Origin of the sequence: Micromonospora noduli (assembly GCF_003264475.1) — a bacterium.
GTDB classification, from domain to species: domain Bacteria; phylum Actinomycetota; class Actinomycetes; order Mycobacteriales; family Micromonosporaceae; genus Micromonospora; species Micromonospora noduli.
Window position 1 is genome coordinate 199,214 of record NZ_PYAC01000043.1, and the last position, 13,406, is coordinate 212,619.

Sequence of the window (13,406 nt, forward strand, 5' to 3'; positions counted from 1 at the left end):
GGGCCCAGGCTCCGGCACGCCAGCCACCGACCGGGCCCAGGCTCCGGCACGCCAGCCACCCCGACCGGGAGGCATATTCGCTGATGAGCGATATACCTGTGAGTCATAAATATGACTCAGAGGTATAGCCCGTTTTCGCGACATGCCCTCCAGCCGCCGCCGATGCGGCAACAGCCCCGGCTCAGCGACCGACCGGCCCGCGCCGCTCCGGCATTGCTCGGCGGTGCGGTGCTGGGCGCGTGGCCTGCCGCGACACCTCGCGGACATCCTGACGATCGCCGCCAGCGCCTCGGGTGGGGCGGGCCGAGGACGCCGCGTCGTCCGGCTTTGACGGGATAACGCGTGGAGCCGCTGCCGAGGGCACCCGTATGGTGGCGCGGTGCTGATCAGACGCGAGACACCCGCTGACGTCGACGCCATTCGGGCGGTGCACTCCGCAGCCTTCGCCAAGGCCGACGGCGGTGACGGCGTACCGGTCGAGGCGACCCTCGTCGACGCGCTGCGCGCCGACGAGGGCTGGCTGCCCGCGTACTCCCTGGTGGCGACCGATTCGGACGGCCAGGTCGTCGGTCACGTGGTGGCCACCCGCGGCCGGGTGGGTGGTGCGCCGGTGGCGCTCGGGCTGGGGCCGCTGGGCGTGCTGCCCGACTGGCAGCGGCGGGGGGTCGGCAGTGCGTTGATGCACGCCGTGCTCGGCGCGGCCGACGCGCGGGACGAACCGCTGGTGGTGCTGCTCGGGCATCCCGACTACTACCCGCGCTTCGGGTTCCGGCCGGCCGTCGAACTGGGCGTCACCCCTCCGCAGCCGTGGGGGCCGCAGTACTTCATGGCTCGCCCGTTGCACGCGTGGCGCGAGTCGATCCAGGGCGAGTTCCGCTACGCCGGCCCGTTCGACGACCTGTGAACCGACCCGCTATCCGTCGGCGGCGCGCCACCGACCTGGACGGCTGCGTCGCGGCGCTCGCCGTGGTTCACCGGGCCGACGGGTACCCGCTGAACTGGCCCGCCGACCCGCACCGCTGGCTGCGCGAGCCGCACCCGGCGCGAGCCTGGGTCGCCGTTGATGCCGACGCGGCCGTTGTCGGACACGTGGCGGTGCATCGGATCCCCGAGAAGGTGGACGGGCCGCCCGGCCGGCCGACGGCCGAGGTGGCTCGTCTCTTCGTGGTGCCAAAAGCCCGTGGGTTGGCGCTGGGCAGCGCGCTGCTGAACCGGGCCCGCCAGTGGGCGGACAAACGCGCAACGGATCTGGTGCTGGAGTTGGCCGCCGATGGCACCGCGGCCGCCGCGCTGTACGAGCGCGCAGGATGGCGGTGCGTCGGCACCACCACGGCACCATGGGCCGCACCCGACGGCAGCCCGGTGTCGCTGCGCCACTACACGCTGCGTCACCGCGCGCCGGGCTCCGACGTCGCACCGGCCAGCACCGCCAGGCGACGGGCGAGCCGGCCTGCGGCCTCGCGCAGCTCCGGAGGCTCCAGCACCTCCATCTCGTGATCCAGGCGGGCGAGGTGCGCGGCGAGCCAGTCCAGGTTGTCGCCGCCGACGACCAGCACGGACCATCCGTCGCGGTCGTCCTCGACCCGCCCCACCTGTGGTGGGACCACCTCCCGCAACCGCTCCGGTGGGGCGTGCACCCGCACCCGGGCGAGGTAGCGGTACGGCGCCCCGGTCACGGCCCGCTGCACGAAGGCGACCGGATCCGGGTGCTGGCGCGCCGGGAAACGCCAGGTCGTCGCCACGGCAGCCCGCATCCGATCCAGCCGGAACGTCCGCCAGTCGGCGCGGTCGACGTCCCAGGCCATCAGATACCAGCGGCGGCCGGTCGTGACCATCCGGATCGGCTCGACCGTCCGTTCCCGCTCACCAGCGTCTTGGCCGGGATAGTGGAATCGAACGCGTACCCCGTCCCGACAGGCCCGGGCGAGTGTCACCAGCAGCTCCGCGTCGATCTCGGCGACCGGGCCGATGAGGGTGTCGGTGGAGCCGTGCACCGCCCGTACCTCGGCGCGGAGCCGCGACGGCATCACCTGGTCGAGCTTCGCGAGTGCCCGCAGCGCCGCCTCGCTCGCCCCGGCGATCGTGCCCCCGGAGGCGAGGCGCAGGGACACCGCCGTGGCGATCGCCTCCTCGTCGTCGAGAAGCAACGGCGGCAGCCGGGTGCCCGCACCGAGTTGGTAGCCACCGCCGACGCCCGACACCGCGCGCACCGGGTAGCCGAGCGTCCGCAGACGCTGCACGTCGCGGCGCACGCACCGGCCGGTGACCCCCAGCTCGGCGGCGAGTTCGGCGGCCGTCCAGGACAGTCGTCGTTGCAGCAGCGCCAGCAGGCGCAGCACCCGCTCGGTCGTCGCCTCGACGGTCACCCGTCGATCGTTGCACGGATAGCGGAACAACCCTGTCCGCTATCCGCGAGAGGCTGGGATCATGACCGATCAGAACAGGAAGCAGGGATCCGCCGTGACCCGCGACGTCCAGATCACGTTCGACTGCGCCGACCCGGCGCGGTTGGCCACGTTCTGGGCCGAGGCGCTCGGTTACCAGGTGCAGGCGCCACCCGGAGACTTCGAGTCGTGGGACCAGGCGCTGGAGGCGATGGGTGTGCCGCCGGAGAACCGCAACGACGCGTCGGCGGTGGTCGACCCCGAGGGCACGCGGCCACGGCTGTTCTTTCAGCGGGTGCCGGAGCACAAGCAGGTGAAGAACCGCGTCCACCTCGACGTACGCGCGGCCCCCGGGCTGGAGGGTGACGAGCGGATGGCGGCCCTGGAGGCCGAAGCCGAACGGCTCGTCTCGCATGGTGCCAAGCGGCTCAGTCGGCACGAGCCCGCTCCCCCGTTGGGCGCCGGTCATCTCATCATGGCCGACCCCGAGGGCAACGAGTTCTGCCTCGACTGATCGGACGTTCCCCCAGCTCACTGCCGCACTCGCCGGACGCCATGCGAACATGTGTACGTGTCGCCCGGCGCCAGCATCCTGCACGCCGACCTGGACGCGTTCTACGCGTCGGTCGAGCAGCGCGACGACCCGCGCCTGCGTGGGCGGCCGGTGATCGTCGGTGGCGGCGTGGTGCTCGCGGCCAGCTACGAGGCGAAGGCGCGGGGCGTCCGCAGCGCGATGGGCGGCCAGCAGGCGCGAAGGCTGTGCCCGGACGCGATCGTCGTGCCGCCGCGGATGTCGGCGTACACGGCGGCGAGCCGCGCGGTCTTCGAGATCTTCCGGCAGACCACACCGCTGGTCGAGGGGCTCTCCATCGACGAGGCGTTCCTCGACGTGGGTGGTCTGCGGCGGCTGGTCGGGCCACCGGCCGAGATCGCCGAACGACTGCGCCGGGAGGTCCGCGACCGGGTCCACCTGCCGATCACGGTGGGGGTGGCCCGCACGAAGTTCCTGGCCAAGGTGGCCAGCGGCGTGGCGAAACCGGACGGCCTGCTGGTCGTCGCACCGGACGCCGAGCTGGCGTTCCTGCACCCGCTGCCGGTGGAACGGCTCTGGGGCGTCGGCCCGGTCACGGCCGCGAAGCTGCGCGAACGCCGGATCCGTACCGTCGGGGAGGTGGCCCGCCTCGGTGAGGCGGCGCTGGTGTCGCTGCTCGGTGCGGGCGCCGGCCGGCACCTGCACGCGCTGGCGCACAATCGCGACCCCCGGGCGGTGCAGGTGGGGCGGCGGCGCGGTTCGATGGGCGCGCAGCACGCGCTGAGTCGCAGCCCGCACGCTTCGACGGAACTGGACGCCATCCTCGCCGGCCTGGTGGACCGGGTCAGCCGGCGGATGCGGACGGCCGGGCGGTCCGGCCGCACCGTGGTGTTGCGGCTGCGCTTCGGCGACTACACCCGGGCGACCCGCTCGCACACGGTGGGTAAGGCGACGGCGGACACGACGCCACTGCTCGCCGCCGCGCGTGCGCTGCTACGCGCGGCGCTGCCCGAGATCGATCGCCGTGGCATCACCCTGATCGGTGTCTCCGTGGGCAACCTCGACGACAACCCGGTCCAGCCTGAGCTGCCGTTCCAGCCGGACCCAGGGTCCCATCTGGACGCTGCGGTCGACGCGGTCCGCGACCGGTTCGGATCAGCAGCGCTCACGCGGGCGATATTGCTCGGCCGGGAGCCGGGCGTGGAGATGCCACTTCTGCCGGACTGACCGATAAGCGTGCGGCGTCCACGACCGAGCTGCGATCAGAGACACATCACAGCAGGTCGGCGGTTTAGCCGGCGGCTGACGGGTGACCCTTGGGGGGTACAGCCTGACGAGGGGGGCCCACCATGTCCGACGACACCAGCAACCGACCGAGTCGCACCGCCGAGCGTCCGCACGACGTGACCGACCCGCTGCTGTGGCAGTTGGCAATCGACGTGCTGAGCGCACACGAGCCGGACGACGAGGGCCAGTGCCGCAACCTCCAGTGCGCCGGGCAGTCCTGGCCGTGCGCGGCCCGCACCGGCGCCGAGCACTCGCTGCGACTGGCGCGCAGCACTCCCAGCTCCGTCGAGGTGACCATCGACGGCACTGACAGCGAGGACGTCGACACGGACGGGCGCCGCGACGCAGCGGTGCCAGCTGCGCGCTGGGGCTGGAACGCCGGCCCCGCAGCGTCGCACCGAGGGGCGAAGACCGCCTCCGCGGCGTGACGGGCCACCAACATCTGAACTGATCCGCACCGCACAGGCGAACGCTCGGCCGGTTGTCCGGCCGAGCGTTCAGCTGTCGTGGCAGAGCCAGGCCACTTTGCGCCGCAGCAACTCCCGATGCCCGGGCGCCTCGTACGCCCGAACGTCCACGGCGGGCTGTGGGCTTCCGGTGATCCGGGAGCCCACAGCCGAAGAGGTACACCTACAGGGTGCGGGCCAGCCGGTCGGCGAGCGTCCGGGTGAAGCGGGCCGGGTCGGTCAGCTCACCGCCTTCGGCGAGCACCGCCAGGCCGTAGAGCAGCTCGGCGGTCTCGGTCAGGGCGGCGGTGTCTGTGCCCTGCTCATGGGCCTTGCGCAGCCCGGACACCAGCGGGTGACCGGGGTTGATCTCCAGGATCCGCTTGGTCGTGGGGATCTCGTGCCCCATCGCCCGGTACATCTTCTCCAGGGTCGGAGTGAGGTCGTGGGCGTCGCCGACGACGCAGGCCGGTGAGGTGGTCAGCCGCGACGACAGGCGGACCTCCCGGACGCTGTCGGTGAGGGTGGTCCCCAGCCAGTCGAGCAGCCCGGCGAACTCCTGTCGCTGCTGCTCGCGCTCGGCCTCGGCCTGCTGCTTCTCCTCGTCGGTGTCCAGGTCGATCTCACCCTTGGCGATCGAGCGCAGTGGCCGACCGTCGTACGTGCCGACCCGCTCGACCCACACCTCGTCGACCTGGTCGGTGAGGAGCAGCACCTCGTGCCCCTTGGCCCGGAACGCCTCCAGGTGCGGAGAGTTCTCGATGGCGGCCCGGGACTCGCCGGTGGCGTACCAGATGTCGCTCTGGCCGTCCTTCATCCGCGACACGTAGCCGGCCAGGTCGGTGGGTTCGGCCGGGTCGTTGGTGGACGCCACCGACAGGATGTCCAGCAGGGTGTCGCGGTTGTCGGTGTCGTCGATCAGCCCTTCCTTGACCACCGCGCCGAACTCGGTCCAGAAGGTGCGGTAGCGCTCGGCGTGGTTGGCCTTGAGGTCCTTGACCGTGGCGAGGACCTTCTTGACCAGGCGGCGGCGGACGATCTGGATCTGCCGGTCCTGCTGGAGGATCTCCCGGGAGATGTTCAGCGACAGGTCGTGCGCGTCGACCACGCCCTTGACGAAGCGCAGGTAGGTCGGGACCAGCGCCTCGCAGTCGTCCATGATGAAGACGCGCTTGACGTAGAGCTGGACGCCACGGCGGCCCTGCGGGGAGAACAGGTCCAGTGGGGCGTGGCTGGGCAGGAAGAGCAGCGCCTCGTACTCGAAGGTGCCCTCGCCCTTCATGTGCACGACCTCGAGCGGGTCGGCCCAGTCGTGGCTGACGTGCTTGTAGAACTCGTTGTACTCGGCGGCGTCGACCTCGTCGCGGGGCCGCGCCCAGAGCGCCTTCATCGAGTTGAGGGTCTGCACCTCGCGGGTGGCGGCCTCACCGTCGGCGCCCTGGCGTTCGACGCTCATCCGGATCGGCCAGGCGATGAAGTCGGAGTAGCGCTTGACGATCTCGCGGACGGTCCACTCGGCCGTGTAGTCGTGCAGGTTGTCCTCGGTGTCGGCCGGCTTGAGGTGCAGCGTCACAGTGGTGCCCTGCGGCGCCTCGTCGACCGCCTCGATCGAGTACGTGCCCTCGCCGGTGGACTCCCAGCGGGTGCCGCCGGTCTCGCCGGCCTTGCGGGTCAGCAGGGTGACCCGGTCGGCGACCATGAACGCGGCGTAGAAGCCGACGCCGAACTGGCCGATGAGGTCCTGCTTGGCGTGGGCGTCGGCGGACTCGCGCAGTTGGCGCAGCAGCTCGGCGGTGCCCGACTTGGCGATCGTGCCGATCAGCTGGACGACCTCGTCGCGGGTCATTCCGATGCCGTTGTCGCGCACGGTGAGGGTGCGGGCGTCGCGGTCGATCTCCAGGGCGACGTGCAGGTCGTCGGTGTCGGCGACGAGGTCCTTGTCGACGAGGGTGGCCAGCCGGAGCTTGTCCAGTGCGTCGGACGCGTTCGAGATGAGTTCCCGCAGGAAGACGTCCTTGTTCGAATAGATCGAGTGGACCACCAACTGGAGGAGCTGACGCGCCTCGGCCTGGAATTCCAACGTTTCGGCCTGGTTGCTCACACCGTCTCCCATCTCGGCTCGTGCGAAGGTTCGCGGAAAGGATACGAGTCGTCACGGGTCGGGGTGTGAGCGCGTCCGGGTCGTATTCCCGATCCGGCCGGCCAACCCCGTGAGATGGCTGACTTTGCTCAACAGAAGTCAGGTCGGCTAACGTGACGGCCATGAAGATCGCTGGAAGCACCGCCCTCGTCACCGGCGCCAACCGTGGCCTCGGCCGGCACCTGGCCGCCGAACTCCTCGCCCGGGGCGCCACCGTCTACGCCGGCGCCCGCAACCCCGACAGCGTCGACCTACCCGGCGTGACGCCGGTCCGCCTCGACATCACCGACCCCGCCTCGGTGGCCGCCGCCGCCGAGCTGGCCGGCGGCGTGAACCTGCTGATCAACAACGCGGGCATCGACACCCGGACCGACCTCCTCGACGGCGACCTGGACCTCGTCCGGCTGGAGCTGGAGACCCACTACATCGGCACCCTGTCGACGATCCGGGCGTTCGCGCCGGTCATCGCCGGCAACGGCGGCGGAACGATCCTCAACGTGCTCTCGGTCCTGTCCTGGTTCGGCTCCCCGACCCACGCTGCCTACAGCGCCGCCAAGTCCGCCGAGTGGGCGATGACCAACGTGCTGCGCGTCCAACTGGCCGACCGGGGCGTCCGGGTCGCCGGCCTGCACGTCGGATACCTGGACACCGACATGGCCGCGGACATCACCGGCCCGAAGTCGGACCCGGCGGCGATCGCCCGCATCGGCGTCGACGGCGTCGAGGCCGACGCGTACGAGATCCTCGCCGACGACCTCAGCCGCCAGGTGCAGGCCGGGCTGGCCGGCGGCGTCGCCGCGCTCTACCCACAGCTCCCCTGACCCACCACGCGACGGGCCGCCACCGGAAGAACCGGTGGCGGCCCCTTCCCGGGTACGCGGTCAGCTCGCCTGCAACGTCACGTCATCGATCACGAAGGTGGTCTGCAACGACGAGTCCTCGGTGCCGGTGAACCGCAGCGTCACCGTCTGCCCGGCGAACGCGCCCACGTTGAGGCTGCGCTGCACGTAACCGGTCGCGGCGTTGAGATTCGAGTACGTCGCGAGGGTGGTCGAACCCGCCTGCACTGTGAGCCGGTCGTACGCCGTGGAGCTGGTGGTCTCGGCGGTGTCGATGTGCAGCCAGAACGACAGCGTGTACGTGGAGCAGCCGGCCGGCAGGGTCACCGACTGCGACAGGCTCTCGGTGCGGGTGGTGCCGAACCCGTTGAGCCACGCCTTGTACGACCCGGTCCGGGCCGGCTGGCCGCTGGCGTTGGTGATCACGCCGGAGGACGCGGTCCACGGCGTGCTGCCGCTCTCGAAGCCACCGTTTGCGACCACCTGGCCGCCGGTGCAGGTCGGGGTGCCGCCGCCCACGGCGAGCTGCCACAGCGCGTACGCGACACCGTCGGCCGCCCGGTTCAGCACTGTGGCGCTGACGTTGGCGGTGGTGTCGCAGGACCGGTGGTAACACGGGTCGTACGCGGAGTTGGCGGTGCCGCCCCACTTGGCGGCCTGGGCGCTGGTCTTGCGGGCGCTGGCGCCGGCGGCGTAGCCCGAGGTGGGGATGCCGGCCTGCTGGAAGTAGTAGTCGTCGGAGCGGCCCTGGCCCTCGACGTTCTCCTCCGGTTGCAGGCCCAACGAGTCCCAGTACGCCTTCAGCGGCGCCGCCGTGGTCGAGGTGACCCGGTTGATGAAGTACCCGCCGTTGGTCGAGCCGACCATGTCGAAGTTGTAGTAACCCTTGATGTAACCGCGCTGGGTGGCGCTGAGCGAGTTGACGTAGAACCGGGAGCCGTTGAGCCCCTGCTCCTCGTCGGTCCACCAGGCGAACCGCACCCGTTTGGTCACTGTCGGGTTCTGCGCGGCCAGGACGAGGGCGTTCTCCAGCAGGGTCGACGAGCCGGTGGCGTTGTCGTTGATGCCCGGGCCGGCCGAGACGCCGTCCAGGTGCGCGCCGAACATGACCACCTGGTCGGCCGGGCCGCCGGGCCACTCGGCGATGAGGTTGTTCGAGGGGTACCGGCAGCTGGAGCAGTACTGCTCGCTGACGGTGTAACCGGCCGACTGGAGCCTGGTCTTGACGTAGTTGAGCGAGGCGGTGTAGCCGGCGGAGCCGGCCCGTCGGTTGCCACCGTTGCTGGTGGCGATGGCGTTGAACTGGGTCAGGTGCGCCTGGACGTTGGTGATGGAGATGTCCGGCGCGGCCAACGCGGCGGCGGACGCGGCGATCGGCCGGGTCACCGTCGTGGCGGTCGGAGGTGACGCGGTCGCCGGTTGGGCGGCCAGCGGCACCGTCATTCCGGCGAACACGGCGAGCGCGATTCCCGCGCTCAGCGTTCTGCCTCTCATGGGGGCTCCTCGGGGTTGGAGAGAGATACCCGAGACACTGACAGATATCTATTTCTTGAGCATCGGTCGTTCGTCCCGAACCGCCGCCGGTTCGACGGTGGGTACCGGCGTCGGCACAGGTGAGTAGAGGTGTCAGGATGGGTAGGTAACGCGGCAGGGGTCGTCGGGCCCGGAACGGGGGCTTGCGATGGGGTCGGATCGAGCGTGACGCGACCCAGCATTGACCTGTTCGTCGGCGGCGGCGACACCGGGCGGTTGATGGCACAGCTGGACTGGGCCGGCACCCCGCTGGGCCCGGTCGGCGGATGGCCGCAGAGCCTTCGCGCCGCCGTCCGGATGGTGCTCTCCTCCCGGTATCCCATGCTGCTGCTCTGGGGCGAGAGCTACTCCCAGCTCTACAACGACGCGTACTCGGCGCTGATCGGCGACAAGCACCCCGCCGCGCTCGGCGACGACGTCCGGGTGACGCTGGCCGAGGGCTGGCACGTGCTCGCCCCGCTGATCGAGGAGGCCATGGCGACCGGCGTGGCCAGCTGGGTCCCCGCGCTGCAACTGCTGCTGGAGCGGGCCGGCTACCGCGAGGAGGCGTACTTCAGCGTCTCGCACGCCCCGGCCCGCGACGACGACGGCAGCACCGTCGGCGTACTGACCGTGTGTAGCGAGGTCACCCAACAGGTGGTCGGCGAACGTCGGCTCCGTCTCCTGCGCGACCTGTCAGTGCTCGGCGACGGACGCACCGTCGACGTGGACGCCACCGGCGCTCGGCTGATCGACGTGATCGACGGCCACCCCCTGGACGTGCCGTTCGCCGCCATCTACCTGCGCGACGGCACGGCGCTGCGCCGGGTCGCCTGCACCGGCGGCGACCAGGGGCACGCCCGGGCCCTGCCGGACGCCGTCGAGCTGACCGACCCGGGCCCGCCCGCGTACGCCTGGGGGCTGGCGGACGCCGCCGAGGGCCGGGCGACCCAGGTGACCCACGTCGCCGACCTGCTGCCGCTGCCCGCCGGCCCGTGGAACGATCCGGTCCGCACCGCGCTGGCGCTGCCGCTGCCCTCCGCCGACGAGGATCAGCCGCTCGGCGTCCTGCTCGCCGGAGTCAGCCCCAGCCGAGGGCTCGACGAGGGGTACCGCTCCTTCCACCAACTGCTCGCCCAGCAGATCTCCGTGGCGTTGCGCAACGCCCAGGAGTACGAGGAGGAGCGGCGCCGGATCGAGGCGATGGCGGAACTGGACCGGGTCAAAACCGACTTCTTCGCCAACGTCAGCCATGAGTTCCGCACCCCGTTGACCCTCATCCTCGGCCCGCTGACCGACGCCCTCACCGACGCCACCGCCCCGTTGCCGGCGGTGCAGCGGGAGCGGGTGGAGACCGGCTGGCGTAACGCCACCCGGCTGTTGACGCTGGTCAACAGCCTGCTCACCTTCTCCAGCCTGGAGGCCGGGCGCGCGCGCAGCGACGCCCGGGTGGTCGACCTGGCCGCGCTGACCGCCGAGCTCGCCGGGGTGTTCCGGGCCGCCGTCGAGCGGGCCGGGCTGACTCTCGAGGTGAGCTGCCCACCGCTGCCCCGGCCGGTCGCTGTCGACCCGGTCAACTGGGAACGCATCGTCACGAACCTGCTCTCCAACGCGCTGAAGTACACGTTCATCGGCCGCATCCGGGTCACCCTCGACGCCGACGACGAGGAGGTGCGCCTCACCGTCGCGGACACCGGCATCGGCATCGCGGAACGGGACCTGCCAAAACTCTTCGAACGCTTCCACCGGGTGCGGGGCGCGCGCTCGCGCAGTCACGAGGGCACCGGCATCGGCCTGGCCCTGGTGCACGAGTTGGCCCGGCTGGAGGGCGGCGACGTGCGCGTGATCAGCCAGGTGGGCGTCGGCAGCAGGTTCACCGTGACGCTGCCCTGGTCGGCGGCGCATCGCACAGCGGTCACCGGGCCGGCGGTGGACGGGCGGGGTGACGCGGCCCGCGCCGCCGTCGAGGAGGCGATGGGCTGGCTCACCGAAGCGGACGACGTGCTGACCGAGCCCGATCCCGCGTCCGGGCCGGCCACGGACGAGCTGGCCGGCGCCCGGATCCTGCTCGCCGACGACAACGCCGACATGCGGGCGTACCTCACCCGGCTGCTCGCCGGGCAGGGCTGGCGGGTGCGGGCCGTCACCGACGGCCGGCAGGCCCTCGACGAGATCCACCGTGATCCACCAGACCTGGTCCTGACCGACGTGATGATGCCGGTGCTGGACGGCTTCGACCTGGTGCGCCGGCTACGCGCCGACCCGACGACCCGGACGATGCCGGTGCTGGTGCTCTCCGCCCGCGCCGGTGGGGAGGCCAGCGTGGAGGGCCTGAGCCTGGGCGCCGACGACTACCTGGTCAAACCGTTCGCCGCGGCCGAGTTGATCGCCCGGATCCGGGCCAGCATCCGCCGAGCCCGCGACCGTTCCCCCGCCGCGGTGATCGGCAGCGACCCGACGACGGGCACTGTCCCTGCGCCGTCGGCCCGACCTGCCCCGGTCGGGCCCGTTCCGCCGACCCCGGTGGTCGAACCCGTCCGCGACGCGTCCGTGGTCGTGGAGGGGCCGGCCGACCCGGACGGGCTGGGTGACCTCCTGGACGTCGGATGGACGTACCCGTCCGCACCCACCTCCGCCGCCGCGATGCGTCGGGACGTCCGGGGCTCACTGGGCGAGCTGGACGTCGACCCGGACGTGCTGGAAGATCTCCTGCTCGCCGCCTCGGAGGCCATGAACAACGCCGTCGAGCACGCGCAGCGGCCCAGCCGCCCGGAGGTGCGGGTGCGCGTCCAGGTGGGTGGCGGTCTGGTCCGGATCTCGGTACGAGATTTCGGCACCTGGCGGGACCGCCGGCCGGCGATGGACCGGGGGCGCGGCGCGCTGCTGATGAACGCCTACGGCGACGTGCGGCTGGTCTCCACCGCCGAGGGGACGACTGTGACCATCGAGCGTCGACTGGCCTGATCGCCGGCGGCGCGTCAGAGTCGGCGGCCGCTGGCGTCGCGGGCGATGATGCCGTCCAGCCGCTCCCCCGGAGTGAGCCGCGCCGGGTCGAACCAGAAGATCAGCACCTGCTTGTCGCCGCTCCATGGCGCCACTCGGGCGTCGACCTGCCGACCGTCGACGGTGCCGATGATCCGCTTGGCGGGGCCGACGAAGTAACCGAAGGTGGGCACCGGCGCGGCGAAGCGCTCGTCGTAGCCGATCTGGTGGAACCCGGCGCTGCGGTCGCTACCCTCCACGTCGTTGACCAGGATGTCGGTGCTCAACGAGCCGTCCGGAGCTTGGCGACCGGCGGCCAGTCCGATGGACACCTCGGGTTCGCCGGGCACGGACACCGGGACGAAGTAGTAGACCCGACGCTCGGCGCCGTGCCGCACCCCGCTGTCCACGATCTGGCCCAGCGGCTTCGGTGGCGGCTCGTCGCGGCCCACCGTCGGCGGTGGCGTGGAGCCCAGCGACTTCTCCGCCCACGGCGAGACACCGACCGACGGTGGAGCGACGGCGACCGGCGGTGGGTGCTCGGTCGGCGCCGGATCGCCGGGCCCGGACGCGCCGACCGCCACCACCACGACCACGGCGGCCAGGCCGGTCGCGAGCGACGCCGCCCCGGCTCCGGCGACGCGCCGACGGGTACGCAGCCGACGCCCCTCGCGCATCACGGTGGTCAGGTCGAGCACGGCGTCGGGGCGCTCGGTCGCCCGCATGGCGTGGCGGAGCCGGTCCAGCTCGCTCATCGGCGCGCCTCCTCATCGGCCGTGCGGGGCGCGGCGGTGCGCAACTTCTCCAACGCTCGCGAGCTGGTGCTCTTGACCGTGCCGACGGATACGGAGAGTTCCCGGGCCACCTGCGCCTCCGGCAGGTCGAAGTAGTAGCGCAGGACGACGATGGCGCGCTCCCGGGGACTCAGCGCACCGAGGATGGTGATCAACCAGCGCCGGGTGGCCACGTCGTCGGCCACATCGCCACGCCGTTGCTCCGGCACCGCGTCGGTCGGGTACTCCCGCATCGGCCGTCGCCACCCGTCGACCAGATGGTTGACCAGCGTGCGGCGGGCGTACCCGTAGGCGTCGTCGTCGTGGATCCGCGACCACGACGCGTAGGTGCGCACCAGTGCGGTCTGCGCGGCGTCCTCGGCCTGATGGTGGTCACCGGTCATCAGGAACGCGGCGTGCACCAGTCGCGCGGACGCCGCCCGCGCGAACTCGACGAAATCCGCGTCACCCCGCGCCACCGCGAACCCTCCCCGTGCCACAGAGCTAGAGA

Annotated in this window: 12 protein-coding genes; 7 read left to right on the plus strand and 5 right to left on the minus strand. The window is 71.8% G+C overall.

The features are described 5' to 3' along the window. Window positions 1–379: 379 nt before the first annotated feature. Both MED15_RS32445 and MED15_RS32450 read left to right on the plus strand, forming a co-directional pair. Window positions 380–904, plus strand: a complete 525-nt coding sequence (locus MED15_RS32445; protein ID WP_112587741.1) for a GNAT family N-acetyltransferase — start codon at window positions 380–382, stop codon at window positions 902–904. Then, window positions 901–1,497 (plus strand): GNAT family N-acetyltransferase, encoded by a 597-nt coding sequence (locus tag MED15_RS32450; RefSeq protein WP_112698413.1) that lies wholly within the window; start codon window positions 901–903, stop codon window positions 1,495–1,497. Before MED15_RS32445 ends, MED15_RS32450 begins: the two co-directional genes overlap by 4 nt. On the opposite strand, the gene MED15_RS32455 is transcribed toward MED15_RS32450, so the two are convergent. Continuing rightward, entirely contained in the window at window positions 1,389–2,366 is a 978-nt protein-coding gene (locus MED15_RS32455) for a helix-turn-helix transcriptional regulator (RefSeq protein ID WP_112587745.1), read from the minus strand. The two genes, MED15_RS32450 and MED15_RS32455, sit on opposite strands and share 109 nt — an antisense overlap. A 61-nt stretch (window positions 2,367–2,427) precedes the next feature. On the opposite strand from MED15_RS32455, the gene MED15_RS32460 reads away from it, so the two are divergent. The 3 genes from MED15_RS32460 to MED15_RS32470 all read left to right on the plus strand — a co-directional run bounded on the left by MED15_RS32460 (window position 2,428) and on the right by MED15_RS32470 (window position 4,631). After that, complete coding sequence (locus MED15_RS32460; RefSeq protein ID WP_208646759.1) at window positions 2,428–2,898, plus strand: VOC family protein; 471 nt, start codon at window positions 2,428–2,430, stop codon at window positions 2,896–2,898. A gap of 57 nt (window positions 2,899–2,955) precedes the next feature. Beyond that, entirely contained in the window at window positions 2,956–4,143 is a 1,188-nt protein-coding gene (gene dinB, locus MED15_RS32465; protein WP_112698445.1) for a DNA polymerase IV, read from the plus strand. 122 nt (window positions 4,144–4,265) lie between these two features. After that, on the plus strand, window positions 4,266–4,631 hold the full coding sequence (locus MED15_RS32470) for a hypothetical protein (protein WP_112698414.1): 366 nt from the start codon (window positions 4,266–4,268) through the stop codon (window positions 4,629–4,631). 202 nt (window positions 4,632–4,833) lie between these two features. Here MED15_RS32470 and htpG read toward each other — a convergent pair whose 3' ends face one another. Next, a complete protein-coding gene (gene htpG, locus MED15_RS32475; RefSeq protein ID WP_112737820.1) occupies window positions 4,834–6,762 on the minus strand; it encodes a molecular chaperone HtpG in 1,929 nt (642 codons plus the stop codon). Window positions 6,763–6,911: 149 nt separating this feature from the next. On the opposite strand from htpG, the gene MED15_RS32480 reads away from it, so the two are divergent. Beyond that, entirely contained in the window at window positions 6,912–7,610 is a 699-nt protein-coding gene (locus MED15_RS32480) for an SDR family oxidoreductase (RefSeq protein ID WP_112587750.1), read from the plus strand. Between the two features lie 60 nt (window positions 7,611–7,670). Here the strand turns inward: MED15_RS32480 and MED15_RS32485 are convergent, their stop codons facing one another. Continuing rightward, window positions 7,671–9,122, minus strand: coding sequence for a M28 family peptidase (locus MED15_RS32485; RefSeq protein ID WP_112698416.1), 1,452 nt, complete (start codon window positions 9,120–9,122; stop codon window positions 7,671–7,673). Between the two features lie 204 nt (window positions 9,123–9,326). On the opposite strand from MED15_RS32485, the gene MED15_RS32490 reads away from it, so the two are divergent. Continuing rightward, window positions 9,327–12,104, plus strand: coding sequence for an ATP-binding protein (locus tag MED15_RS32490; RefSeq protein WP_112737822.1), 2,778 nt, complete (start codon window positions 9,327–9,329; stop codon window positions 12,102–12,104). 14 nt (window positions 12,105–12,118) lie between these two features. On the opposite strand, the gene MED15_RS32495 is transcribed toward MED15_RS32490, so the two are convergent. After that, window positions 12,119–12,877, minus strand: a complete 759-nt coding sequence (locus MED15_RS32495; protein WP_112587756.1) for a hypothetical protein — start codon at window positions 12,875–12,877, stop codon at window positions 12,119–12,121. Further along, a complete protein-coding gene (locus MED15_RS32500; protein ID WP_112587967.1) occupies window positions 12,874–13,374 on the minus strand; it encodes a SigE family RNA polymerase sigma factor in 501 nt (166 codons plus the stop codon). Before MED15_RS32500 ends, MED15_RS32495 begins: the two co-directional genes overlap by 4 nt. Between the last annotated feature and the right edge of the window lie 32 nt (window positions 13,375–13,406).